Below are 25,362 nucleotides of genomic sequence, written 5' to 3' on the forward strand. Positions count from 1 at the left end.
GGCAAGCCAACGCCCGGCATGAACCGCAGGTGCCGAACACGATGTCCGGCACCTGACGTGTGTTATTTAACGGTAATACGACCGTCCAGATAAGGCGCATATCCGTTGTCCTGCGCGCCAAGATATTCAGCCACAACCTCGGCCAGATCGGGGCCGAAATCATAGGCGTTCTGGCCATTCTGCGCGAAGGTCGCATAACCGTCGCCACCACCGCGCATATAGTTGTTGGTGGTCACGCCATAGGTGGCCGCAGGGTCAATCGGCACCCATTCGCCATCAGCCTGCACCATGACATCACTGATACGGGCATCGACTTCAGCGGCGGGATCAACGGTGTATTTCAGACCTGCAACCTGCGCGAAACGACCGGCGACTTCGTCATACTGGCTTGCACCGTTTTCCAGTGCGGTCACAATATCTTCGCCGGTCAGCTGGAATGTGGCCAGCGTGTTCTGGAACGGCAGGACGGTATAAACCTCACCCATCGTGACCTCGCCCTCATCGATCGAGGATCGCAGGCCGCCGCCATTCTGGATGGCAATCGTGATGCCCTGATCCTTGACACGGTCCAGCATGGCGTCCGCCACCAGATTGCCCATCTGGCATTCACGGGCACGGCAATTGTTCCGGTCGCCATCAATGGTGCCGGTGCTGGTCGCGACGACTTTGGCGCGGACTTCGGCAATGGGGGCGGCCATTTCGGCAACACGGGCGGCAATCGCCTCATCCTCGGGGACGGAATTGTCCAGCAGGATCGGCTCGCCCTCGGCCTTGGTTAATACGCCTTCATCGTCAAAAGTCAGCTTCAGATGACCGACATATTTGCTGTAAGCATAGGCCGTTACGACCGGAACAGGCACCCCATCCGCACCGTCGATCATCGTCGGATATTTACCAAGCGCACCTTCCATATCACCCAGCAAGGTGTGCGAATGGCCGCCGACAACCGCGTCCAGCCCCGGCACTGCAGCGGCAAGTTCTTTGTCGCGTAGATAGCCGACATGGGTCAGGGCGATAATTTTATCGACACCCTGATCGGTCAGTTCCTGCACCGATGCTTTCAGCCCGTCGACCTCATCCTGAAAGATGACATCCGGACCGGGCGAGGAAGTTTCGACCGTATCCGTGGCCAGTGCCGAAATGATACCGATTTTCTGGTCGCCGACTTCCAGCACGGTGTATTTATCAACCTGTCCGGACAACAGTTCCGACTGCGACATGTCAAGGTTGCTGGAAATGACAGGGAAATCGACACCTTCTGTCAGAACCGCCAGACCTTCGGGGCCATCGTCGAATTCGTGGTTGCCGACCGCCATGACATCATAGCCGATGTCATTCATGAATTCGACAACGTCCTTGCCCTTATAGGTCGAATAGAACAGCGATCCCTGATACTGGTCACCTGCATCCAGCACAATGACATTGCCGCCGTCCGCGTTGATCTGGTCACGCAATTCGTTGATTTTCGTTGCAATACGCGCAACGCCACCAAAACATTCACCCGCCGCGATGGTTTCCGCATCACAGGTACTGTCATAGGCGTTGATCGGTTCGATCCGGCTGTGGACGTCATTCGTGTGAAGAATGTCCAGCACCATCTCTGCCTGAGCGGTTCCGGCGAACAACGCAATAGCGGATGCCGCTGCAAGAAGGCCTCGTGTCATGCCTGATTCCTTTTGGGTCTTATTATGTCTGCGCGCGCAGATTGACGCAGTGCCTTACACTGGTCAAATATTCTGCGAAGCGACGCAGCATCGTAATCACATCTTGACCCGATGCCTAATGGTTCGGCAAATAACACCATGCAAATATACAAAGTCTTCCGTGCGGGCGAATGGGCCCAACTGCAACGCGACAGCCATACCGCCGGCGCGCCCGTCGATGTGACCGACGGCTATATCCATTTTTCGACTGCCGCGCAGTTGCGCGTCACATTGTCCAAGCATTTCGGAAGAGAGGGGGATCTGACCCTGCTGGCCTGCGATCCGCAGGCACTGGTCGATGATCTGGTGTGGGAACCGTCGCGCGGCGGCGACCTTTTCCCGCATCTTTATCGGGATCTGCGCATGACCGATATCCTTTGGTCACGCGACATCGGCCTGACCCCGCAAGGCCACGACGTCGGAGAGATCGAATGAGCCTGATTGAAAAACTGGGTCTGGCCGCATTGCACCGGATGGACCCTGAAAAGGCACATGACCTGTCGATCCGCGCCTTGGCCAACGGGCTTGCCCCTTTGCACGGACATCCGGTCACATCCGACCGTCTGCACCAGACCGTCGCAGGGCTTGATCTGCCCAATCCGATCGGTCTGGCCGCAGGTTACGATAAAAATGGCAAAGCCATCGCATCGCTGATGAAATCTGGGTTCGGATTCATAGAAATCGGAGCCGCCACGCCACGTGCCCAACCCGGTAATCCCAAACCCCGCCTGTTCCGGCTGACCCAAGACCAAGCGATCATCAACCGTTTCGGGTTCAACAACGAAGGCGCGCAGGCGGTTCAGGAACGCCTTGCTGCACGCCCGTCGGGGATACCGGTCGGCCTTAATCTGGGGGCCAATAAAGACAGTCAGGACCGCGCCGATGATTTTGCGCAGGTGGTGCGTACCGCAGGCGGATCGGCGGATTTCGTAACAGTCAATGTATCGTCGCCAAACACTGAAAAGCTTCGGGATCTGCAGGGGGCTGAGGCATTGGCCGCATTGCTTGATCGCGTCATGACCGCCCGCGACAGTCTGGCCAGTCGCGTGCCGGTCTTTGTGAAAATTGCCCCCGACCTGTCCGACGCCGAAATATCCAAGGTCGCCTCGGTCGTCGTGAACGCCGGTCTGGATGGCATTATTGCCACCAATACCACATTGTCCCGTGATGGGATCACCGGTCCGCATGCTTCGGAAGGCGGCGGGTTATCAGGCCGTCCGCTTTTCGCAAAATCAACCCGCGTATTGGCGTTGTTGCATCAGGCAACCGCCGGACAGGTGCCATTGATCGGCGTCGGTGGGATATCGACGCTGGATGATGTCTGGGAAAAGCTTCGTGCCGGTGCAAGCGCGGTTCAGATTTATTCTGCGATGATCTATCAGGGCCTTGGTATTGCCCCGCGCCTTGCGCAGGGGCTTGATGACCGTCTTGCCAAAAACAAGATATCACTGGCCGAACTTTGCGGCAGCGGCGTCAAGGACTGGACCTAACCGAAGTCTTGCGTGCCCAGCAACTGGTTCATGCTGTGGGACGGTTCGGCGCAGCCCGCATCACCCACAACACGGGCCGGCACGCCTGCCACGGTCTTGCACGGCGGAATTTCGTGCAAGACGACTGATCCCGCCGCAATACGCGAATGGTGGCCGATCCGGATGTTGCCCAGCACTTTGGCCCCTGCCCCGATCAACACGCCATCACCGATTTTGGGATGGCGGTCACCATCCTCTTTGCCGGTCCCGCCAAGCGTCACCGAATGCAGCATTGAAACATCGTTGCCGACCGTCGCCGTTTCCCCGATGACGATGGAATGGGCATGGTCGATCATCACGCCGGTACCGATACGGGCTGCCGGATGGATGTCGACTCCGAAACATTCCGAACAGCGCATCTGGACGAAATAGGCCATATCCTTGCGGTCATTGACGTAAAGCCAATGCGCCATACGATAGGCCTGCAATGCCTGAAAGCCTTTGAAGAACAGCAAAGGCTGCAGCAAACGATGCGTCGCCGGATCGCGATCATAGACCGCCATCAGGTCCGCACGTGCGGCGTCACCCAGTTCGGGCGCATTCGCATAGGCCTGATCCGCAATTTCCCGCAAGATCTGCTCGCTCATTTCGCCCGAGGCCAGCTTCAACGACAGGCGGAACGCCAATGCCCCTTCCAGACTGTGATGATGTAACAGACCGGCGTGGATCAATGCCCCAAGCAAGGGCTCGTTCGCAACGGCCTCGCGGGCCTCGTCGCGCAATTGGGCCCAGATGGCGTCACGGTCCATTGTCACCGGTCGTTTTTCAGCAGTCAGCATATTCATATCGGGCCCGCCCAGTCGCTTGAGCCTGAAACCTTAGCCCAGAACACGCGCAGGGAAAAGCAGGCGGACCCGATACCTTCAGACGGGCAGTCGCATTTCCCACCAGTGCACAGCCAGCTTGATACGACCACCGGTAAATTCACCGTTTTCCGCGCTGATGATCAAAGGCTCGGGCTGGTAATATGTCATCGGGCTGCCCAGCATCCCGCGTGCCCAGGAACCCGTATCCTTGCCCAAGCCCTGCCCGAACCGGTTGGTTGCACCGCTTGTCCCCAACCGCCAGCTGGACAATGTTCCAGACAGCGGTGTGACGACGCGCGCCGCAGCCCCGATCACCATCGCCCCGCCGGGAATAAAGACATCGCTGATGATGGTGGAACCGGATGCCAGATCCACCTCACCCTCGGCCATGCCTGCGATCATTGCCGAACCTGTCGTGCCAAGCCCAAGCGCCCCGACAACCCAAACGTCACCGTCATGGATCGCACGGGACGCGCGATCCAGAACAAACCCCTGCATACCCCGAACGGGCATGACAAAGATCCAACCGCCGTTGGACCCGACAGCAATTTTTCCTGCATGCCCAGACCAGTCACCCTGTGCCTGCGCCGGAACCCCCCAGCATTGGCCGTCAATGGCCGCCGCTGGCGGTGTCACGGTGGACACACTTTCCAGCACCAGATTGACCATGCCATCAAGACGCATCAGCGCCTCGTTCACGGTGACATGTTTCTGGGCCTGTGCAGGCTGCAGCAGCGACATTTGCAGACGTGTCGTTTCACTGGACATCAAAATCTCTCCTTGCGAATGGGCCACGACCGAAGGTGCGCGACATTTGGCAAACACGTACCGTCGCGATGCCCGATTTCAGTTGGAACCACGCCAGATCCGAAAGCGAGGCCGAGGTTCTATCGGTCTGGGTTTCAAAAATCAGCCGTCCGTCCTGTTCCACTTGCACCAGATAGCTTTCGCTATCCTCGCCCAGTGGAATGTCGGTGCCGTCCCAGCCGTCACTTTCGATCCGGCCACGACGGACCCATGTGATCTGGCGTCCCGACAGCATCAGATGGCAGGGTGAATAGGGACGCAGTCCAACCCCCTGTGCCACGGTTGACCGGCTTCGATAGCTGGCATCATCAGGGCTGCGCAGTGCCGGACCGATACGCCAGAACCGTTCCTGCCCCCGCGCCGACGGCGGCAGATCGACTTGCTGTGGTCCACCGTCCAGCAGGACAACCAGACTGCCTTCTGGCCAGATATCAGGCATCAGGGCGTCAGTGCCAGCCTGCCCTCGCAGGCGTTGACTGATCTCCCATATGTTCGGGGCGACCAGTTGGGCTTTGGCAAATTGCATAACTTCCCACCCGTCAAGGGAACCGTCACCGATGGCCAGTGTATTAGCCCCCGCCAACAGCGCACGCTCGGTCACGGATTTCAGCGGATCATTCGTCAAACGCAGCTTTAGTGGCGCGCCGCGGTCGATGATACCGGCCCTTGCACGGGCCAGCGGCGTCATGGTCCGGCCAATCAGTGAACGACGGTCCAGCACCAGGTTCGTCTCGAACCCGCCCTCTTCCTCGACCGAGGAATAGGCCGCAACCGTGCCGGGCCAGGGATAGGCCGACGCAGCCAGATAGGGGGCATAGGGCACTTCATCCCCGCGCAGCAGCGGCAGGTCCAGAAACACCGGATAGACCGGCGTCGGCGGGGAATAGCGACGGATCGCGCCCTGTTCCTGATGGCTAAGCTGTGGCGTATAAAGGCCCGGATCGATCCGCACAGCATCCACCGTGATGACACCGGCCCGTTCCACCCTGTCGATCCGCCAGCGCAGAACCTCTTGCCCCGGAATATCTGACAGAACCACATCCCCCGGCCCCAGATCCGACATCGACGGTGCCAAGGCAAATCGTGCGGTATCACGCGCCACCTCGGCTTCGGCGATCCAGCGGTCGGCAATCGCGCGACCTTCAGGGCGCGTCAACACCATCGAGAATTCGCTGTCCGAAACCGCTTGCCGCGTCTCGTCGGACAGACAGGATTCGGCCGTTGCTGTGACATAGTCGCCCCCCGCCGCAATATGGCTAAGACGGATGCGCCCCGCAGTCGATGCTTCGACCAGACGAGCGGTTTCAAAGCCTGTCAGCTCGCCCGCGATTGCCAGATCATCAGCACCGATACGCGCCTTTGGCAGACCGTCACGCGCAATAAAGGTCAAGCGTCCGCCACGTTCGATTGCATCGAACCCATGCACCAGCATCAAGGGCTGCAAAGCTGCACGGGCGGATTCATTGCCCTGCAGGGACATCCCGCGCACAACGCCGGAAATGGCGCTGGTATCGACATCGGTCACACCTGACACCGCACAGATATCACGGACAACCGTGCGCAGGTTCACGGCACCTGCCCGACCGTTCAGCCAATGCCCCCGATCCCATGCCGGACCGTCCGACCACAGATCATCCCGCCCCGGAAACGCCGGATAGGGCCGCGCGTCCCAGCACCAGATATGCGCGCGATCGGTGTCCAGCATCGGCATACCGTCCGCATTGCGCGGGTTATTGTCAGGATCGTTCCAGAACCCCATCGAGGCTTCGATATAGGCCGCCTGAATCGCGTCATTTCGAACACCGTTCGAATAATGCGGCAGCATACTCTCCAAGCTCATGGCATCCAGAAACTTGTTCGGCTGGTTCGTCGCCTTATCCAGCGCGGCACAACCCAATTCGGTAAACCAGATCGGCTTTGACCCCGGAACCCAACCGGTGGCCTGCCGCTGCCTTACCCCTTCGGGACGGTCGTAATGCAGGTTCTGCCACCAGCTGGCCAGATCCTTATACCGCCAGACCCATGCCTCGTCATATTGGCCATCGGTGATCGGCGTGCGTTTCTGGGCGTCGCGGTCGGCGTCGCTGGCATAGAACCAGTCATAGCCTTCGCCACCCGCCACATTCGCCTTGAGGTAGTCGATATTGTCGATCCGCCCCCAATGTGCATCCAGATGGGTGTCGCCATCACGCCAATCCGACAGCGGCATATAATTATCGATGCCGATGAAATCGATATTCGGATCAGCCCACAGCGGATCAAGATGGAAGAACAGTTCCCCGCCACCCGGATGATGCCCGAAATATTCCGACCAATCCGAGGCATAGCCGATTTTGACATCCGGCCCCAGAATGGCACGCACATCCGCCGCCAGAACCTTCAACGCCGCCACCGCAGGATAGCTGTTCTGCGGCCCGCGGATCTGCGTCATCGCGACCATTTCCGACCCGATCAGAAACGCATCCGTATTGCCCGCAAGGGCACAAAGATGGGCGTAATGCAGGATAAACCGGCGATAGCTCCATTCATCGGGGCCGGAATAGATGACCGTCTCATCCGACGTCCGGAAATCATCGCGATTCGCCTGTCCAAAAAACCGGCTGACCTGATCCACTGCCGCCTGCGTCAGATCCTGTGTGCCTGCACGCCCCGGTGCGATCGCTGTGGTCACGCGGCCGCGCCACGGCATGACAGGTTGTTCGGTGGCACCATATGGATCGGGCAATCCATTGCCGGCCAGCTGCTCCATCAGGATGAAGGGATAAAAGATCGCCTTGCGCCCCGTCGCCGACAGCGCGCGCAGCCCTTCGATCACCGCCCTGTCTGCAGGCGTGCCGCCATAGATCGGGCGACCGTCTTTACGCGCAACCTCTTGCGCCGCGTTGCGGCTGATACCGCCTGCACGCCACGGCATCTGGTTGCCATCAACTTCTTTGAATTCTACCTTGGGGCGGACCTGACAATCACCGATCCGCAGGTCGCTGCCGAACCATGACACCACCATAGAGACCGATCCGACATTCGGCAGCTCGCGCCCCAACACATCAAGCGAGGCGGAAAAATCCGTCCCGCCCATCGGGGTATTGACGTTGAAGCTGCGGCTTTCACCCAGATCATCGCCTTCCGACACAGCCGTGGTGGCCAGCGAATATTCACCTGTGCCGGGGATCAGGGCCACCGCGCGGACGTCGGTGCACATGCCGGTTCCGTCACGGGCGGGACAGGTCACCTCGAAGCTAAGCTGCGGCATGCGGTTGCCCCAGCGCTCCAACGTCAGGTTTTCCAGAATGACATAGGCGATACCGCGATAGGCAGGCGCATCCTCACCCTCGATCGCGGAAATTACCGGATCGGGGCTTTGCGATTCACCACCGCGATAGATGCGCATGTTCAGATCTTCGGCGGCAATCTCCTCGCCATCGGCCCAGACGCGACCAACGCTCAGGATACGCCCCTCGCATAGCGCCAGCGCGACCGACAAACGATAGCTGACCTGCGTGACCTGCGTCTGGGGCGCACCTTTTCCGCCACCGCCCTCGGTCTTGGTGATCTCCTCCATCGGAGAGGCCCAGATCACATGGCCCGGCAGACGCATCTGGCCCCAGACGCGCGGCACCGCCGCACCTTCACCTGCGGTCTGGATACGCAGGCGATCAATGCGTCCGGTTTCAACCGCCTTGGCACCCCCACCAAGCAAACGCTGGTCGATCACGCGCCCGGCCAAAGCACCGGCTGCGCGCCCCAAGACAGCGCCGGACAGCCCAAGGACCGCGCCGCCAAAACCCGCGCCAAGCGATGCACCCACCGCTGACAGGACAATCGTGGCCATAAGGACCTCCTTTGTTGGAATTGCTCAGGGAAAGCAGAAACGCGCAACAATCCGCGACTGCCATGGCGGCGTCAGCGGACTTTCGATAACTCCGTGATAGGTATAGGCATGCAGGAACCGCGCCTCGGGGCCGGTCTGCGACAGGATGCCAAGGTGCTTGGCAATCGCGCCCTGACGCATACGGAACAACAAGACCTGCCCCGCTTGCCAGTCATCATCGCGGGCAACAGGCACCAGATGGCGCATGGCAGCATCCTGCAGAACCTCTGCACTGTTACATTCGGCCCAATCTGCGGTATAGGCGGGCGGCGCTTCGGGTTCGTCACCATGCAGATCGCGCCAGACGCCGCGGATCAGACCAAGACAATCGGCACCGCTGCCTTTCACGCTGGCCTGATGCACATAGGGCGTGCCCAGCCATTGACGGGCAGCATCAACAACCGCATTTTCCATCCTACCCCCCCACCTGCGGTGCCAGCAGCCAGTCTTCCGATGGCAGATGCGGAAAGCCCCGAAAGTTCAGGAAGTTGTTGAACTTCAGCCGGCAGGTTCCGGCGGCCTTGTCACAGCCCGCGATCAGCTTGATCCGGTCGCCGGCAGCGGGGGGGATTGCCAATCCGGCCCATAGTTCGATGGTGCGGGTGCCATCCTCATGCGCGGTGTCGTTCTTGATGGCCGCGTGAAGCCCCTGTGCATTGCCGTCCAGCAGATGCAACTGGCCCTGTTCGAACCAATTCCCGGCAAATGCGGGAAAGGCGTCGAACGTGAAGATACGACCGTCCCGAACGTCTTGAACGGCCAGTTCCAGCGACAGGGCCTCGGTTGCCAGATTGACGCAGCATGATCCGTCGCCCAAACGCGCGCTGCACCGCGGATGATAGACCCGTCCCTGTGGCGCATTCAACTTATCGGCGATGCCGCGCAGTTCGGCCTGAAAGGCACCATTGGCACGTGTGACTTCGCCCAGTGACCCCCGAAAGACCAGCTTGCGGGATGTGACATCTGACCAATCCACCTCCCACATCTGTAATTCGGCGTCATCCCAGCGACCTGCCATCAGATCGCGTTCGGTGATCGCATCATTATCCAGCGCCCCCGAGGCTTCGGTATTGTCCACCGACAACCCCGTCGCCTGCACGATGGCCTGCGCCGTCAATCCCAGATCAGGACGAAAGCTGATACCCTCGAAGTCCAACCCACGGTCATGATCGGTAAAGCCCAGAAGAAAGCCATCGGCACGGCGGACCGACCAGGCCCGTGCAAATGTCGTCGTCGTCATAGCCGCACCTCGACCACCGGAATATCGGGCACCTGCCCCGCCTGGAACGAGGCGACAGACACCGCGATCCGATCCGTATCGAACCGCACCGGCACATCGAATTCATATCCTGCCATGACGTCGGCACCGGTTTCAGGTGCCTCGTCAAAGGTAATGATGCCTGTCTGGTGATCGACCTGATAGTTGATGCCGATAAACAGCTCGGCACCGCCGATCCCGGCACGCACCGAATTGAGCACCGTCTTGCAAATCGGCCGGTGATAGGTCGCCCCCCCCGAAACATAGGCCTTTGTCAGTTGAAAACTGCGCGTAACGCCATCGCCCTTGGCAATAACCTGATCGCTAAAAACCGGCGCAAGTGAAGGCAAGCAGCTTTTGTAATCGGTCCAGTCTTTCCAGCGAAATCCGTGCAACTGCCCTGCCCGCGCCTCGAAAAAGGCGATGACCGCAGAAAGATCATCCAGCGACCGCAACCCCATCCCCGCGTCAAAGCGGCGGCGGGCGTGGGTCCACGGGGTGTTGCGCTGTTCGAAACCGCTGGCCAAGGACACAATTTCGGTCCGGCGTTCCGGCCCGCCAATCGCCCCGAAGGACAGATTGGCGGGAAATCTGACGTCATGAAATGCCATGATAGTACCTGTTTTCAGCTGTTGCGGTCGCCGCGCGCCAGAACGCGCGACATCTGTGCGGCAATCTGCGACTGGCTGCGCTGGAAACCCGCAACATCCGGCGTCTGGATGTTGAAAGTCATATTGACCGCACTACCCCCGCCCGATGTCGCGACGCCCAGCTTGCCATCCGCGCCGCGTTGCAGCGGCATGATCGCTTCGGGGCCAGCCTCGCCCATCAGGCCGGAGCCGCCGCGCATCGCGAAGGCAGTCGGGCTTTGGGCGATACCGCCCACTGCGGTGGTCCGACCCTGTGAAAAGGCACCACCCTTGGCAAAGGGCGTCAGAACCTGACCGAACGTCCCGCCCCCAAGGACCGAGGCCATCCCACCCGCCAAACTACCCGCCAGCGTGCTTTCCACCGGCTGCATCGCGATGGAATAGACCGTATCAGCCAGCGACTGGCCGATAGATTTCAACGCATCCGACAGCTTGCCACCATCCAGAACCAGACCGTCGATCGCCCCGCCCAAGCCCCGTTCAAGACCGGATGATAAGGTCGTCACCTCGCGCGTGGTGAACAGCATCGACTGCCGCAGCCGTGCCAGTTCGCTTTCGAATTCGCTGGTCATCTGGGCGTTGCGGCCCAGATCCTCCTCTAGCAGGTCCAGCGACGACCCGATGCCATCATTCATTGCCATGACCATTTTCCCCACATGCATAATCCGGTCCGCCCCCTAAGCGGGGCGCATCGGGAAATTTGATTTGCAAATCCGCCAGACGGTTGCGGTTCATACGGCTGGCTGCGGGTTCCATCCCCAGCATCAAGGCCAGCTCGGAGGGCGTCAGCGCCCAGAAATCATCGGGCCGCAAACGCAGGTCCCGCATCCCTGCACGCATCAATCCCTGCCAATCCAGCGTGGTCCCACCGCTCATGCGGCGTCCCGAAAGGCCAATGTGATCAAACGGGCGGCGATGCGCGCGCCTTCCAGCGGACCGCCATCAATCTGTCGGGCCAACAGATCATCTTGCGTCCCTGTCCAGCCACCACCGCGCAGACCTGCGACCAGCACCGCCATAATATCGTTGCTGCTAAAGCGGTCTTCTTCCAGACGGCCCGCAAGCGCCGCCAGATTGTCTTCGGCCAGCGCGTCTTCCAGTTCGGCCAAAGCCCCCAAGGTCAGCCGCGCGATATGCGGCTGACCATCCAGAACTATCTGGACCTCTCCTCTCAGCGGATTGACCATCAGATCGCCTCGAAAGTCAGGGCACCTGCGGATGCCAGCGACAGTTCATAGGTCGCCTCGCCGTCATGGGTGCCCGCATATTCCAGCGAGGTGATCTGGAATGCCCCCGAAACCTGACCAAAATCAGGAATGATGATCTGGAATTGCGGAATTTCACCGTCGAAAAACACCTGACGCGCGCGACCATCACTGTTGGCATCGCGAAACACACCCGATCCGGAAACCGAGGCGCTGCGCACCCCCGCACCACCCAGCAGTTCACGCCATCCGCCTTCACTTTCGAGGCTGGTGACATCGACGGTTTCGGCATTGAACGACAGGCGCGTGGCACGCAGCCCGGCCACGGTTTCGAACGCCCCGTCGCCGGACATGTCCATCTTGATCAGAAGATCGCGTCCATTCTGTACTGCCATGATCCAGTCTCCCTCAGATTAAATCGATACGAGCGCGAAAGGTCAGATCGACCTGCCGTGACGCGCCACTTTTCATTCGACGCGCCGAAGCGCGCAGAAACCACAAACCCGCCAGCTTGCCCCGCGACAGCTGCAATGACCCGTCCTGCAAAGCATCGGCCACCGCGACCGCTGCTGCCTTGACCGCGCCGAAACCGGCGCCATCGCTGCCGGACATGACCGAGACGATGAAATCATGCCGTGCGCCGCGGGCGCTGACATCACTGACATCGCGCACATCCTCGGTCCCCAACGCGACATGCACCCCGCTGGGGGCCTCGACGGGCATTGCGTCGAAGATCGCGTCACCGACCAGATCGGCTAGCGCCTCGTCGTTGCGCAATTGCTGATAGACAGCCGCTTGAAGGGCGACACCTGCGCCATAACTCATGTCGGATCCTCTTCCCGGGCGTGACAGACCAGATAGCTGCCGCGCGCATCCTGTTCAGCGACCGCCTCGATCAGGAACAACCGCCCGCCCAACCGCAGCCGCTGTCCCGCCTGCGGTCGCCTTGCGTCACCAACGGGCGCAGCGCGGGTGGTGATTTTCCAGCGCACGGTACTGATCGCACCCTGATCCTTGGCCGATCCCGCATCCATTCCGGCCCAAAGCAGACCCAGCCGCCGCCATGCGCTGACATAGCCGCCCATGCCATCCGCACGCCGGTCGGGGGTTTCCAGGGCCAGCTGGACGTTCAAATCCGGTGTGGCCATCAGCGCCACCCCTGATTGCCGCGTCCCGCAAGGGTCCGGACCGCCCGCCATTTCTCGATCAGGGCACTGACACCAAAAGGCAGCGCCTGACGCAGCCCGTCCTGACTTCGGTCGTCATAATACCGCGCGGCCAACAGGATCACCGCCTGCGCAAGATCGGCAGGAACCTGTGTCCATGTATCGCCAAATCCCGCGACAAAGGTCACGGTCACGCTGCCCCTGCGCGGCACATGCGGCAGAATCACCCCCGTCGGCAAAATCACCGGCCGCTGTCCGTCAGGCACCAGCCGCCAGCCTTCGGCGGCCAGCGCTGTCACCGTCCCCGAACCATCGTCGATCTCGATCTTCTCGACCGAATGGACAGGTGCCAAAGGCAGCGACTGCCCCAACCGGTCGCGCCAGTCGTCCAGCTGCATCCGGAAGCGCCGCTTCAGCAGCACCTTGCCGGTCCGCGCCTCGATCGTGGCGATTGCAGCGCGCAGAAATCCGGACAGCGCCGCCGTCTCTGCGACATCATCGGGTCCGTCAAACCCCGATGCCAAACGCAAATGTCCGCGCAGCGCTGCCACTGGCAGCGCCTCTGCCGCTGGCGCCGTTTCCTCTATCAGCATCATCTTGCGAACCTCCCGTCCTGCCGTCCGCACACATCATCAGGACGCATCCCCCCGAAACGGGGGATGGTCCGGTTTGCCAAAGGTTTCGAAAAAAAGGGACGCGCCCGCACGCCAGCCATCAGCACGCGCGGACAGTTGCTTAACCGGTACGGCCGGCAACGCGCGCGTCCCCTTCCCTCACCCGTCCCGCAAATGGCTCAGGTGAACTGCAGCAGCTTGACGGCGCGGAAATCGGTCACGCCGCCGCCAACACGCTTGGTGGCATAGAACAGCACATGCGGTTTGGCGCTGAAGGGATCACGCAGAACGCGCAGGTCGGGGCGTTCAACGATGGTATAGGCGGCGTGGAAATCACCGAAGCCGACCGATTTCGAATTGGCGGCGATGTCGGGCATATCCTCGCTGATCAGCACCGGATAGCCCAGCAGCTGCGGCACCTGACCCACGCTCAGCGCGTCGGTCCACAAGAAACGGCCGTCGGTATCCTTCATCTTGCGAATACGCGCGGCCGTTTTCGAATTCATGATAAACGAGGCATTGGCACGGTATTTCGCACCAAGGGCATAGATCAGGTCGATCAGGCAATCGGCCTGGTTGGTCGCCGCAAAGTCACCCGCCTTGCCGGTCACAACCGTGCCGATCTGGTTGTCGCCTGCCGCCGCATTCAATGCCGTGGTATAGGACAGGATACCTTTCGGCTTATCGACGCCATCGCCACTGACAAAAGCAGCCGCTTCGGAACGTGCGAATTTATCGGCGATACGCTCGGCCAGCCAGCCCTCGACGTCGAAAGCCGCATCATCCAGCAGACGCTGGCTGGCCTTCGGCATGGCCGAGAGTTCATGAACGGGAATGGAAATCCGCTCGATCCCGCCAGCCGATCCTTCGACCGCAGCCGCCTCGGTGGCCCAGCCGGCACCAAGATCACCCTTATCGACCAGCACCTCGTATGACGCGCTTTCGATGGCGACCACATTGGCCAGACGGCGCAGCGAGGCACCGCCCAGCAGCACCCGCTGAACCGATTCCGCAACCGTCGGCGCGGCAAGGAAACCGCCGTCGCTGGCAACCGTCAGGCCCTTTTCCTCGATGGCCAGACCGCGCAGGCCGTCATCGTCACCGCTGCGAAGATAGGCGTTGAACGCCTTCTGATGGGGCACTTCGACCTCGGCGGTTGCGGACAAAGGGGCGCGGCCACGCAGGGCAGTCTTGCGATCGATCATGGTCATACGGTGTTCCTGTGCATTGAGTTTGGTCTGGATGTCTTCACGAAAGCCCTTGAGTTCATCGACGAACCCCATCATGGCCCCGCGCAGATCGGCAGGCATGACGCCGCCGGCCGCGGTTTTCGCCTCGGTCATGGTCTTCTCCTCATCACGATGATCAGGGCGCGACCGCCCCAGTTGCCGGACCGGGCCGCTTGGGGCAGGGTCCGAACCTGAACGGGACGCGCGTCAGGCGCGCATCCCTGAAACCTGTCAGCCGCGCAGCGCGTCGGCGGCGGCTGTGAAAAGGGCTGCAACCTCACGCAGATCATCGGCCTCCTTGCGGCCCACCTTGGCTTCGGGCAGCATCGGGAAGGTCACCAAGGACACCTCCCACAGCTCAACCTCGGTCAGAACGCGCGCGCCCTTCTGGTTGCGCTCGGCGCGGATGGTGCGATAGCCGATCGACAGCCCGTCGATCGCACCCGCCTGAATCAACGCGGCGGCTTCGCGCGCCTGCGCCACCTCGGGCAGCAACCGGCCTTTGACCCACAGACCCGCGTCGTCTTCGCGGATTTCATCCCAGACACCGATGGGGCGGGTGGGGTCGTGCTGCCACAGCATCCGCACCTTGTCGCCCTTGCCCGCCAGCCGCGCCAAGGATGCCGAAAACGCCCCCTTGGCGACGGCATCGCCGCCCTGATCGGTCAGGCCGAACAGGCTGGCATAGCCCTCGATCACCTGTCCTTCCGACAGCACAGGCGCACCGCCCGCGAATTTCACTTCCAACCCCGGAACCATCCTTCAGCCTCCTCTTGGTGCATAATCCAGTATCCCCTGGACGGCCTGCGTCAGGATCACGGCGACGACGCCATAGACGGTCATCCACAACCGCCGCTCCAGCCCCTCGATCATGGCCTCGATTCGTTCCAGCCGGCGTTCGACCTGCCCGAATTGCAGCGCCATGATCCGTTCCTGCGCGTCGATCCGCTGGTCCTGCCACAGACCGTCCTTGACGAAACGCGAGCCTTCCATCCGCTCATTCTCCGTCCATAGGCGGCAGACCCAGCAGGGCGCGCTTTTCCGCATCCGTCAGGAAATCCGCCGCCGCGATCCGCGCCCATTGCTGGTTGCGGTCTTCGGCCAGCGCGGGAATTTGGTCGGGGTCTGGGCGCAACTCAACCTCTTCGCCCAGATGCTCGGACAGCCACCACGCGACCGAGGCCGCAACCCGCGTCGCCAAAGGCAGCACCGTCAGGCGATAGAACGCCCGATGCGCCTCGGCGTAATTGGCATAGGTCGCATCGCCGGGTATCCCCAGCAGCATCGGCGGCACCCCGAATGCCAGCGCGATTTCCCGCGCCGCCGACAGCTTGGTTTCGTGGAACTCCATATCGCTTGGACTGAACCCCATGGGCCGCCAATCCAAACCGCCCTCCAGCAGCATGGGCCGACCGGCGTTGCGCGCGCCTTGGTGGTTCATCTCGATCTCGCCCACCAAGCGGTCATATTGATCCGCGCTCAGCGTGCCCTGCCCGTCCATCCCCTTATAGATGATGGCCCCGCTTGGCCGCGCCGCATTGTCCGGCAGCGCCTTCGACCAGGCCGAGGCACTGTTATGCACGTCGAAGGCCACCGCCGCCGCCTGCATCGGCGACAGACCATAGTGGTCATCCACCGGATGAAAGCTTTTGATATGGCAGATCGGGTCCGGACTGCCGGTCATATCGAACCGGTGCTTGCGCCCGCCGACCGCATATTCATAGGCAACCGGCCAGCCGTCCGCCCCCGGCACAATCGTCATCCGGTCCGCCCGTAAGACATGCAATTCTTGCGGCAGACCCGCATCATCCAGACTGACCGCCTCAAGATAGCCGTTGCCCGACAGCAGCATCTGTCCGAACAGCGCCTCCAGCAACTCGGCCCGCCCCTGCCCAGGATTGGGACGGCGCAGCAGGTCGATGACCGGATGGACCTCGAACCGCTGGTCGCGATTGGCACAGATCAGCGGCACCGCAGCCGCCGCCTCGGCGATCAGCTTGACCGACCGAAAGCCCACCGGATTGCCGACGAATCCGCCGCGTGTCAGGCTGCCCGTATCACGCGCCGACCAGACCGAGCGCCCCGCGCCGCTGGCAAAGGCGACCACCCGCCCTGTTGCACTTGCCTTTCGTTCAGGCACGGCAGAGGATTTTCCCTGCCCCGAAAACATTCGAAACGCCATATCCGCCTCCATATCGGCAAAGAAAAAGGCCGCCCAAACGGACGGCCTTTCATATCATTTTCGTTATCTTACAACCGCCGCATCTGTGGTCGTCGCCAACTGGCCGCGGGTTCGATCATCAGCTCGTGCATGGCCCAAACCATGGCATCCAAACGGTCGGGACTGCCCCGCCCTTCGAACCCGCGAACAGTCATCTGGCACATCTGGTCCTCCAGTGACCCCAGATCACCCTGCCGCAGATGGCTGATACGGCCCTGTTCATACAGCGCTGCCACGGGTTCGGCCCGCAATCCCTTGCCCCGCGATGCCCGCAACCCTTTAAACGGAACCAACGGATCAATCTGCCGGATGACACTTTCAACCATGTCACCGCCTTGGTTGACCTCGGCGACCAGACGCTCGGCCCCGTGGCGGTCCATAGCTGCAATCGCCGCCTTGGCCCAATCGGATGGCCCGCCCCGCACGCTGGCATCCTCCAACACATAGGCCCGCCAGTCATGCGGCTCGCCCTGCGCAACGACACCCGCAACGATGATCCCGCATTCGTCGCTTGACTTTCCATTCGTCACCGAAGGATCGACCGCCACGACAATGCGGTCCAGTTTCGGCACCTGCTCAACCCGCGCGCCTTCCACCATCGCGGTTGTCCACAGCGCGCCTTCGACATTATCCAGCAACACGCCGTCCAACTCCTGTCGCCCCAACCGCGTCCCGCCATAACGGCTCTGAACCTCGGCCAGAAAGCTTTCCGCCAGATAGGCACGGTTCGCATCCGTCGGCGCATGCGTCACCACGGTCGAGGCGTTCCCCAGAATCCGCTTCAACACACCAACATTGCGCGGCGTCGTTGTCACCACCTGTTGGGGATGGCTGCCAAGCCGCAACGCGAATTGCAGCATGTCCCAAACCTCCTCCGACTTTTTCCACTTGGCCAACTCATCCACCCAAGCCGCGTCGAATTGCGGCCCGCGCAGCGCCTCTGGCTCATGTGCGGAATAGACGGTGGCTGTCGCGCCATTGGCCCAGACCAACCTGCGCCGACCGGCTTCCCAGACCGGACGACGATCCGGGGGCGAACAGGCAAGGATCCCGCTTTCACCGAACACCATCACTTCGCGAACCTGATCGAAGGTTTCCCCGACCAAGGCGACACGATGGCATTGGCCTGCGGTACGCGCAGTCGGCCCTTCGACCATCCGCCGCACCCATTCGGAACCGGCGCGGGTTTTCCCCGCCCCGCGCCCCCCCATGATTACCCAGCTTTTCCAGTCGCCCGTCGGGGGCAACTGATGCGGCAAGGCCCAGAATTCGAACAGCCACGGCAGGCTGCCCAAAGTGTTTTCCGATAAGCCGCCCAGAAACGCCTCAACCTCCTGCGGCGTTGCGGAGGCAAGCCAAGCGGCGCCCGATCTCGTCTCGTGCGGCGTCAAGGTCAAGGCCGCCTTCGGCGACCCCGCCCGCGATGTCCTTGCGAAGTTTTTCAACCTTGTTCCTTTCCGCCATCAGCAACTGGACCGCCTCGCGAACGGTCTTTGCGGTCTCCATCGCCTTTTTCAACTTAGCCGGATCAAGATCCTCCGGCTTTGCCACTTCCAGCTTGGCCTGAAGACCCCGAAGATCCCTGACGTAATCCCAGAACAGCCATTGCAGGACCGAGATTTCATCTTCGTCCTTGGCAATTTCAGGAAACCGCAGCCCTGCCTTTTCCGGCAAGGATCCAGCCACAAAAGGTCCTTCGGGGGTCTTGCCCCCGCAGCAATTGATATTGTCCATGCAAACTGTCCCGCCCCGTGTCCTGTCCGCACGAGCCGAAAGACGAAAAAAGCGGCCCAAGGTTTCCCTTGGCCGCTTGCCCATCTCTCCCAGCATGTAAAAGTTCTACCTTAGGCCGTTCGCAAAGTCAATCTATAAACCTAAGGTTGTTTTGCAACATGCGAATACACTGATTTTTCATAAGGTTACCAATGCAACACCCGTTGCGCACGTTACGCAACAGGTTGTCGATATGCGGCCTATTTACCGTTGGCGGCTACAACAAAACCGGCGATCAGTTGCGAATCCTTAACCCCCGGCGCGGATTCAACACCCGAACTGACATCGACCACAGGTGCCCCCGTCAGGCGCACAGCCTCGGCGACGTTGTCGGGGGTCAGACCACCGGCCAACATCCATGGACGCAGCCAATGACGGCCCACCAACAATCGCCAGTCAAAGGCCAATCCGTTGCCCCCTGGCAGAGCGGCATCCTTCGGCGGCTTGGCATCCACCAGCAGCATATCCGCAACCAGCCCATAGTCCGTCAGTTGTCCCAAATCATCAGGACCGCTGATCCCGACTGCTTTCATCACCGGCAGGCCGAACATCTCTTTGACCTGCGTGACACGTTCGGGCGTTTCAGCACCATGCAGCTGAATGATGTCCAGCGGCACGACAGCCAGAACCTGTTCCAATAAAGCGTCATCGGGGTTCACAAACAGCCCCACCCGCGCCACACCAACAGGTGCAAGCGCTGCGAGTTCGCCAGCAACTTCAGCCGTGACTGCACGGGGGGATTTCGGGAAAAACACAAAGCCCAAAAACCGCGCACCTGCGTCGACAGCGGCATGGACATGGGCGGGCTGGCTTAGCCCGCATATCTTGACCTGTGCCACGGTTTATCGTGCCGCGGGCAGTTGTGCACGACCGTGTGCAGGACGTTTGGCTTCGGGCTGCTCAAGAATGGCCAGAACGTCATCGCGCGGGGCTGCGTGGCTTTCACGCAGCTGGCCGACTTCGTTTTCCAAACGGACAACCTTGGCATTACGTGCCCGTGACGTGCGACGGATCTTCGATTCGCGCATCCATTCCCACAACAAACCCGCCAGCATGCCAAGGGCGAATGCCACAAAGATCACAAGGAACAGCGGCAAGCCGACCGACCAGGTTCCACCAAGGAATTGACCGAAATTCGCGGGGAATGCAGACAGCGTGACGACCTGACGGTTAGCAAGCGCTACGGCCACCAGAACCAAGGCCAGAAGAACCACGAAAATCAGACGGATAAAGCGCATGGGCGGTGTCCCTTGAATTGTCCCGCCCGGTCGCGCCAGGCTGTTCCCCTTTTAAGACGCTCAGGCGTCCCCGTTCAACCGGTCACGCAACAGCTTTCCGGTCTTAAAGAAAGGAACGTGCTTTTCGTCGACATCTACAGATTCACCCGTCCGCGGGTTACGCCCCACGCGGGAATCGCGCTGCTTGACCGAAAACGCGCCGAAACCGCGCAATTCGACCCGATCGCCACGCGCCATGGCGTCGATCACTTCCTCAAATACAGTATTAACAATTCTTTCGACGTCCCTGCGAAAAAGATGCGGGTTTTCGTCAGAAATCATTTGAATCAATTCGGAACGGATCATGCTTTCCCCCAAATAGATGAGTCCCTCACACGAAGCGCCTCAAGGAACCGTATAAAAGGGCCGACGACCGTCCCCACGAACCCGAACAACGCAGGCAAGAAGCCTCTGGTTTCATAGCGTTGCCAGCTTTATTCCTTTCGCGCAAGGCACTTGGCAATCACAGGTCAATCCATAGGCAACAAAAAGCCCGCCCCGGACGAACCGGGGCGGGCCAAAATCATGCTAGAAAAGCTTACTCGCTCTTGCTGCCCAAAGCGGCACCAAGGATGTCGCCCAAGGACGCACCCGAAACCGAGCTGCCATAGGTGTCGATGGCTTCTTTTTCTTCAGCAATCTCGCGTGCCTTGATCGACAGGCCCAGACGGTGGGTCTTGGTGTCGACGTTGGTCACACGTGCGTCGATCTTGTCACCGACCTGGAAACGCTCGGGGCGCTGGTCCTGACGGTCGCGTGCAAGGTCGCTGCGGCGGATGAACGACTTGACGCCGTTATATTCGACCTCGATGCCACCTTCTTCGATCGCGGTGATCTCGGCGGTGATGATCGTGCCACGCTTCACGCCGTCAACGGCTTCGGCCATGTGCTCGTTCGCCAACGATTTGATCGACAGAGAGATACGCTCTTTCTCAACGTCCACATCCTGAACAACTGCCTTGACGACGTCGCCCTTGCGGAAGTCCTGAATGGCGTCTTCGCCACGTGCATCCCAGCTGATGTCCGACAGGTGAACCATGCCGTCGATGTCGCCGTCCAGACCAACGAACAGACCGAATTCGGTGATGTTCTTGACTTCGCCTTCGATGACGGTGCCGGTCGGGTGGGTTTCTTCGAAGACTTCCCACGGGTTACGCATGGTCTGTTTCAGACCCAGCGAAACGCGGCGCTTGGCTTCGTCGATTTCCAGAACCATCACTTCGACTTCTTGCGAGGTCGAGACGATTTTGCCCGGATGGACGTTCTTCTTGGTCCAGCTCATTTCCGAAACGTGGACCAGACCTTCGACACCAGCTTCCAACTCGACGAATGCGCCATAGTCGGTGATGTTGGTGACGCGACCCTGATGGACCGACTCGATCGGGAACTTGTCCGCAACGGTATCCCACGGATCTGCCTGCAGCTGCTTCATGCCAAGGCTGATACGGTGGCTGTCCTTGTTGATCTTGATGACCTGGACCTTGACGGTCTCGCCGATCGCCAGGATCTCGGACGGGTGGTTCACACGACGCCATGCCATGTCAGTGACGTGCAGCAGGCCGTCAACACCGCCCAGATCGACGAATGCGCCGTATTCGGTGATGTTCTTGACCACGCCGTCAACCGTCTGACCTTCGGTCAGGTTGGCGATGACTTCTGCACGCTGTTCGGCACGCGATTCTTCAAGGATGGCGCGGCGCGACACAACGATGTTGCCACGGCGACGGTCCATTTTCAGAATCTGGAACGGCTGCTTCAGACCCATCAGCGGGCCGGCGTCGCGCACGGGGCGCACGTCAACCTGCGAACCGGGAAGGAACGCAACAGCGCCGCCCAGATCGACCGTGAAGCCGCCCTTGACACGGCCGAAGATAGCGCCTTCGACACGCTCTTCGTCGCCATAGGCTTTTTCCAGACGATCCCAAGCTTCCTCGCGGCGGGCCTTCTCACGGCTGATGCTGGCTTCGCCACGGGCGTTCTCGACGCGGTCCAGATAAACTTCGACTTCGTCACCAACGCTCAGGTTGGCTTCTTCGCCGGGGTTTGCGAATTCTTTCAGATCAACGCGGCCTTCCATCTTGTAGCCGACGTCGATGATGGCCTGACCTGCTTCAATAGCAATGACACGGCCTTTGACAACCGAACCTTCGTCCGGGGTGTCGATCTCGAGGCTTTCGTTAAGAAGTGCCTCGAACTCTTCCATAGTCGCTTTAGCGCACATGCGTGTTTAGTATCCTTTGTGTGTTTGTTACTGGCCTGACGGTTGGCTCCGCCGGTCTTTATGATGTCTGTCGGGGCAACGACAAAGGGTCGAAGCGCATGGCCCGACCCGTCTGAAAGCGGCCTGTTCTGACCATATTGCCCGTTTGACTGCGCCCGCTATAGGCGCGTTTGACGCAAAACTCAACGCCTAAACGCGCCGCCAGGGGCCGGAAGCGCGGCTATAGGTGCTGATTATCGGATCTTCGAAGCGGTTTATCTGCATCGGGGAAATATGGCGCTGGATCTCGACCTCGGTCCCGTCCACGACCAAAAGGGCAAATTCGTTACGCATATCGCTGAGCCGCGCACAAAGCGCCGTGCCGCCCTGAATTTGCAGGATGCGCGGATAGGCCCCCGTCGCCAGCACCTTATCGACCGCCCATCTGTGCAGATGCCCGCTTAGCACGATATGCGCGCCGGCGGTTTGCAACCGGCGCATCGCCTCATCCGCGCGGCGGGCGGGTTGTTTATCAATGCCCGGCAATTGCTGCATCGGATGGTGCAGCGCGACAATATTCGTCGCCTGCGGATCGATCCCCCCGACAACCCGACCGATTTCCCCGCGCCTGATCAGTCCACGCTGCCAAGAATAGGGATCGGCACTATTCAACGCAAAGACCCGCGTTTCCCCGACATCGGCGGTTGGCGTCAGCTCAGGCCCGAAATATTCGCGAAACCCTGCAAAAGGCCAGAACAGCCGCGCAAAGGGGTTCAGCAGCGGCACATCGTGATTGCCGGGCATTAACATGACGGGCGCCGTGATCCGCGCCAGAAAATCCTGCGCCAAGCGCATCTGGGCGGGCAAACCGCGATGGGTAAGATCCCCCGATGCTATCACCAGATCGGGGCGTAATTCCTCGATCCTGGCGGACAGAGGGCCGACAAGTTCGCTGCGGTGAAAGCCGAAATGCAGATCGGTCAGATGCAGGATGCGGGTCATTGCCTTATGCCCCCTGTTCTTCGGTCTTGTTCTGCCCGTCCGCAGGCAACAAGACCTTCAACGCATCATGGCGCACCTTTAGATCAAAGGGGCTGTGCAGCACGGTCTTTTCACCATCATGGGCCACCAGCTGCCGCCGCTTTGGCGTCGTCATCTTCAGATGGTCGGTGATGATCAGATCGAAATCGCTGTTTTTGGCGCTATGCCCGACGGCCAAGCGCAGGGCCGATCGCATCAGGGGCATTGGCTGGCGGGCCTTGGCGATCAGCACGGCAAATTGCCCCTGCCGGATCGCATCCGCGCCCTCTAACCCGAAGCTGTCCAGTTGATAGGCACTATGGGCGACAAAGACCAAGGCGCTGGTGAATTGCATGTCCTGTCCATCCACGCGGGCGACCAGTTGCATCGGACTGCGTAAACGCCGCATTGCCACCATAACCGACCAATAGGCCGCAATTCGCGACCGGCCCCAGCGTTTATAAATCCCTTCACGCGTTTTCAGGATATGAGGATAGGCCCCGAAACTGACGTTATTCAGAAAGACCAAGTCATTAATGTCGCCGACATGCGTTGGCTGCACCCGCCCGTCCAGCAGGGTTTCCAAGGCACTGTCCAGATCAGCACCCACCCCCAGATCACGGGCGAAATAATTGAACGTCCCACCAGGCAGCACGCCCATAACCGTATCGGTGCCCGCCAAGGCCCCCGCGACCGCCGATTGCGTGCCATCCCCGCCAGCCGCAATCACCAGATCGAACCCTTCCGAAGCCACCTGACGCGCAAGGGCGGGCAAATCCGACCCCTTGCGGCTTTGGCGCAATTCGTAACTGCCGCAGGCCGGTGCCAGCTGTTGTTCCAGCCGTTCCACCAGCGCCTGATGCTGTTTCTTCCCCGAGCTGCGATTCATCACCACACAGACCTTGGCCGCGCCAAGGTCGAAAACTTTTGATTTTTGCTGCATGAAGTGCCTGTCCCCCGACCGGTTCGATCATCGCCAGTCGGAGCAACACCGCAACCCCGCCAAGGGTTGCATCACGTATCTAAAGCCGCTTAGCCGCCGCCAGAACCAAGGGTTTCAGCCCAGCGCCCCGGCCCGATGACAGGCCAGCAGCTGCGCCCGCATCCGCAGTTTTCGGAAGTGGCGCAAATGGTCGGCAATCCTATCCGCCGCATCTCAGGGCTGGCTATCGAAAGACGTGGCAATCCGGTTGGCCATTATGACCTTCTTTTCAGGCTTTATCGGACAGCGTGGCATTCAGCCGTTCGGGATGGGAAAAAAGGTCAAAGCCGTCGCTGCGTGCAAAAGCAGCCACAGTGATGCCCGCGCCTTCGGCCAGTTGCAGCGCATGGGCCGTGGGGGCAGATACCGCGATCAGGATACCGGCACCGGCAATGGCGCATTTCTGCACCATCTCGACGCTGACACGGCTGGTCAGTACGAACGCCCCCTGCCCCGTATTGACACCCTGCCGCGCCATTGCGCCGATCAGCTTGTCCAGCGCATTGTGGCGGCCCACGTCTTCGCGCGCCAACACGATACCCTGACCCGGGATCAGGAACCCCGCCGCGTGAACAGCGCGGGTCTGGTCATGCAACGGCTGCCAGTCGCGCAGCATATCAGTCGCCTGCGCCACATGGCCCGCATCCATCACCGGCCCCACGCCCTTCAGATCAGGCAGCGAACGTGTCGCCTGATCCAGACTGTCGATCCCGCACAACCCGCAACCAACCGGCCCTGCCATGAAACGGCGTCGGGCTGCCAAAGCCTCGGCCCGGTCTTCGGTCAACCACATCTGCGCCTCGACCCCGCGCGGGTGGTCCATGATCTGCACCGAGGCGATTTGCGCGGCATCGGTGACGATCCCCTCGGTCAGGGAGAACCCCACCGCGAAATCGTGCAAATCCACAGGCGATACCATCATCACCGCCTGCGTCGTCCCGCCATAAACCATCGCCACCGGCGTTTCCTGCGCCAAAACGCGGTGCACCGGCGTCACGCTGCCGGAACGGTGATGGGTGGCGTCCACGGGATGGACGGGGGGTGGCAAGGGCAT

The 25,362-nt window shown here is 60.8% G+C and carries 29 protein-coding genes; 2 read left to right on the forward strand and 27 right to left on the reverse strand.

What is annotated here, in order from left to right; translation table 11 throughout:
- Positions 1–62 precede the first annotated feature (62 nt).
- Positions 63–1,664, reverse strand: a complete 1,602-nt coding sequence (locus DWB67_RS00720) for a bifunctional UDP-sugar hydrolase/5'-nucleotidase (RefSeq protein ID WP_119805589.1) — start codon at positions 1,662–1,664, stop codon at positions 63–65.
- 138 nt (positions 1,665–1,802) lie between these two features.
- On the opposite strand from DWB67_RS00720, the gene DWB67_RS00725 reads away from it, so the two are divergent.
- Both DWB67_RS00725 and DWB67_RS00730 read left to right on the forward strand, forming a co-directional pair.
- Positions 1,803–2,138, forward strand: a complete 336-nt coding sequence (locus tag DWB67_RS00725) for a DUF952 domain-containing protein (RefSeq protein WP_119805590.1) — start codon at positions 1,803–1,805, stop codon at positions 2,136–2,138.
- Positions 2,135–3,193, forward strand: a complete 1,059-nt coding sequence (locus DWB67_RS00730; protein ID WP_119805591.1) for a quinone-dependent dihydroorotate dehydrogenase — start codon at positions 2,135–2,137, stop codon at positions 3,191–3,193. The genes DWB67_RS00725 and DWB67_RS00730 overlap by 4 nt, the downstream gene beginning before the upstream one ends.
- Here DWB67_RS00730 and cysE read toward each other — a convergent pair.
- The 26 genes from cysE to fdhD form a co-directional block, all read right to left on the reverse strand.
- Complete coding sequence (gene cysE, locus DWB67_RS00735) at positions 3,190–3,981, reverse strand: serine O-acetyltransferase (protein WP_370453562.1); 792 nt, start codon at positions 3,979–3,981, stop codon at positions 3,190–3,192. The two genes, DWB67_RS00730 and cysE, sit on opposite strands and share 4 nt — an antisense overlap.
- Before the next feature lie 114 nt (positions 3,982–4,095).
- Positions 4,096–4,806, reverse strand: a complete 711-nt coding sequence (locus DWB67_RS00740; RefSeq protein WP_119805593.1) for a DUF2793 domain-containing protein — start codon at positions 4,804–4,806, stop codon at positions 4,096–4,098.
- A complete protein-coding gene (locus tag DWB67_RS00745; protein WP_119805594.1) occupies positions 4,796–8,674 on the reverse strand; it encodes a glycoside hydrolase/phage tail family protein in 3,879 nt (1,292 codons plus the stop codon). Before DWB67_RS00745 ends, DWB67_RS00740 begins: the two co-directional genes overlap by 11 nt.
- A 24-nt stretch (positions 8,675–8,698) precedes the next feature.
- On the reverse strand, positions 8,699–9,127 hold the full coding sequence (locus tag DWB67_RS00750; RefSeq protein ID WP_119805595.1) for an NlpC/P60 family protein: 429 nt from the start codon (positions 9,125–9,127) through the stop codon (positions 8,699–8,701).
- A 1-nt stretch (position 9,128) separates the two neighbouring features.
- A complete protein-coding gene (locus DWB67_RS00755; RefSeq protein WP_119805596.1) occupies positions 9,129–9,953 on the reverse strand; it encodes a DUF2163 domain-containing protein in 825 nt (274 codons plus the stop codon).
- Positions 9,950–10,582 (reverse strand): DUF2460 domain-containing protein, encoded by a 633-nt coding sequence (locus DWB67_RS00760; RefSeq protein WP_119805597.1) that lies wholly within the window; start codon positions 10,580–10,582, stop codon positions 9,950–9,952. The genes DWB67_RS00755 and DWB67_RS00760 overlap by 4 nt, the downstream gene beginning before the upstream one ends.
- Positions 10,583–10,596: 14 nt before the next feature.
- Positions 10,597–11,262 (reverse strand): phage tail tape measure protein, encoded by a 666-nt coding sequence (locus tag DWB67_RS00765; RefSeq protein WP_119806127.1) that lies wholly within the window; start codon positions 11,260–11,262, stop codon positions 10,597–10,599.
- Positions 11,249–11,497 (reverse strand): phage tail assembly chaperone, encoded by a 249-nt coding sequence (locus tag DWB67_RS00770; protein ID WP_119805598.1) that lies wholly within the window; start codon positions 11,495–11,497, stop codon positions 11,249–11,251. Before DWB67_RS00770 ends, DWB67_RS00765 begins: the two co-directional genes overlap by 14 nt.
- Positions 11,494–11,808, reverse strand: a complete 315-nt coding sequence (locus tag DWB67_RS00775) for a gene transfer agent family protein (RefSeq protein WP_119805599.1) — start codon at positions 11,806–11,808, stop codon at positions 11,494–11,496. Before DWB67_RS00775 ends, DWB67_RS00770 begins: the two co-directional genes overlap by 4 nt.
- On the reverse strand, positions 11,808–12,221 hold the full coding sequence (locus DWB67_RS00780) for a phage major tail protein, TP901-1 family (RefSeq protein ID WP_119805600.1): 414 nt from the start codon (positions 12,219–12,221) through the stop codon (positions 11,808–11,810). The genes DWB67_RS00775 and DWB67_RS00780 overlap by 1 nt, the downstream gene beginning before the upstream one ends.
- Before the next feature lie 13 nt (positions 12,222–12,234).
- The gene (locus DWB67_RS00785) at positions 12,235–12,651 is read right to left on the reverse strand and encodes a DUF3168 domain-containing protein (protein ID WP_119805601.1); all 417 of its coding nucleotides are present in this window, start codon (positions 12,649–12,651) and stop codon (positions 12,235–12,237) included.
- A complete protein-coding gene (locus DWB67_RS00790) occupies positions 12,648–12,974 on the reverse strand; it encodes a head-tail adaptor protein (protein ID WP_119805602.1) in 327 nt (108 codons plus the stop codon). Before DWB67_RS00790 ends, DWB67_RS00785 begins: the two co-directional genes overlap by 4 nt.
- Positions 12,974–13,588: a hypothetical protein gene (locus DWB67_RS00795; RefSeq protein WP_119805603.1), complete on the reverse strand. Its 615-nt coding sequence runs from the start codon at positions 13,586–13,588 to the stop codon at positions 12,974–12,976. The genes DWB67_RS00790 and DWB67_RS00795 overlap by 1 nt, the downstream gene beginning before the upstream one ends.
- A gap of 197 nt (positions 13,589–13,785) precedes the next feature.
- Complete coding sequence (locus tag DWB67_RS00800; RefSeq protein WP_119805604.1) at positions 13,786–14,949, reverse strand: phage major capsid protein; 1,164 nt, start codon at positions 14,947–14,949, stop codon at positions 13,786–13,788.
- 117 nt (positions 14,950–15,066) lie between these two features.
- A complete protein-coding gene (locus tag DWB67_RS00805) occupies positions 15,067–15,594 on the reverse strand; it encodes an HK97 family phage prohead protease (RefSeq protein ID WP_119805605.1) in 528 nt (175 codons plus the stop codon).
- A gap of 3 nt (positions 15,595–15,597) precedes the next feature.
- Positions 15,598–15,828 (reverse strand): hypothetical protein, encoded by a 231-nt coding sequence (locus DWB67_RS00810; RefSeq protein WP_072297881.1) that lies wholly within the window; start codon positions 15,826–15,828, stop codon positions 15,598–15,600.
- A gap of 4 nt (positions 15,829–15,832) precedes the next feature.
- A complete protein-coding gene (locus DWB67_RS00815; RefSeq protein ID WP_182911447.1) occupies positions 15,833–17,017 on the reverse strand; it encodes a phage portal protein in 1,185 nt (394 codons plus the stop codon).
- A gap of 68 nt (positions 17,018–17,085) precedes the next feature.
- Positions 17,086–18,447 (reverse strand): DNA-packaging protein, encoded by a 1,362-nt coding sequence (locus tag DWB67_RS00820; protein ID WP_255418495.1) that lies wholly within the window; start codon positions 18,445–18,447, stop codon positions 17,086–17,088.
- The gene (locus DWB67_RS00825; RefSeq protein WP_119805607.1) at positions 18,383–18,790 is read right to left on the reverse strand and encodes a permease; all 408 of its coding nucleotides are present in this window, start codon (positions 18,788–18,790) and stop codon (positions 18,383–18,385) included. Before DWB67_RS00825 ends, DWB67_RS00820 begins: the two co-directional genes overlap by 65 nt.
- A gap of 239 nt (positions 18,791–19,029) precedes the next feature.
- On the reverse strand, positions 19,030–19,668 hold the full coding sequence (locus tag DWB67_RS00830; RefSeq protein ID WP_119805608.1) for a phosphoribosylanthranilate isomerase: 639 nt from the start codon (positions 19,666–19,668) through the stop codon (positions 19,030–19,032).
- A 3-nt stretch (positions 19,669–19,671) separates the two neighbouring features.
- A complete protein-coding gene (locus tag DWB67_RS00835) occupies positions 19,672–20,067 on the reverse strand; it encodes a LapA family protein (protein WP_119805609.1) in 396 nt (131 codons plus the stop codon).
- Positions 20,068–20,127: 60 nt separating this feature from the next.
- Positions 20,128–20,412 carry an integration host factor subunit beta gene (gene ihfB, locus DWB67_RS00840; protein ID WP_119805610.1) on the reverse strand — a complete coding sequence of 95 codons (285 nt, stop codon included), beginning with the start codon at positions 20,410–20,412 and terminating at the stop codon, positions 20,128–20,130.
- Positions 20,413–20,644: 232 nt separating this feature from the next.
- Positions 20,645–22,327 carry a 30S ribosomal protein S1 gene (rpsA, locus tag DWB67_RS00845; RefSeq protein WP_119805611.1) on the reverse strand — a complete coding sequence of 561 codons (1,683 nt, stop codon included), beginning with the start codon at positions 22,325–22,327 and terminating at the stop codon, positions 20,645–20,647.
- Positions 22,328–22,516: 189 nt separating this feature from the next.
- On the reverse strand, positions 22,517–23,308 hold the full coding sequence (locus DWB67_RS00850; protein ID WP_119805612.1) for a metallophosphoesterase: 792 nt from the start codon (positions 23,306–23,308) through the stop codon (positions 22,517–22,519).
- Between the two features lie 4 nt (positions 23,309–23,312).
- Positions 23,313–24,269 carry a diacylglycerol kinase family protein gene (locus DWB67_RS00855; RefSeq protein ID WP_119805613.1) on the reverse strand — a complete coding sequence of 319 codons (957 nt, stop codon included), beginning with the start codon at positions 24,267–24,269 and terminating at the stop codon, positions 23,313–23,315.
- Between the two features lie 268 nt (positions 24,270–24,537).
- Positions 24,538–25,362, reverse strand: coding sequence for a formate dehydrogenase accessory sulfurtransferase FdhD (gene fdhD / locus DWB67_RS00865; protein WP_119805614.1), 825 nt, complete (start codon positions 25,360–25,362; stop codon positions 24,538–24,540).

This window comes from Paracoccus sp. JM45 (genome assembly GCF_003590715.1).
In the GTDB taxonomy this organism is placed as follows: domain Bacteria; phylum Pseudomonadota; class Alphaproteobacteria; order Rhodobacterales; family Rhodobacteraceae; genus Paracoccus.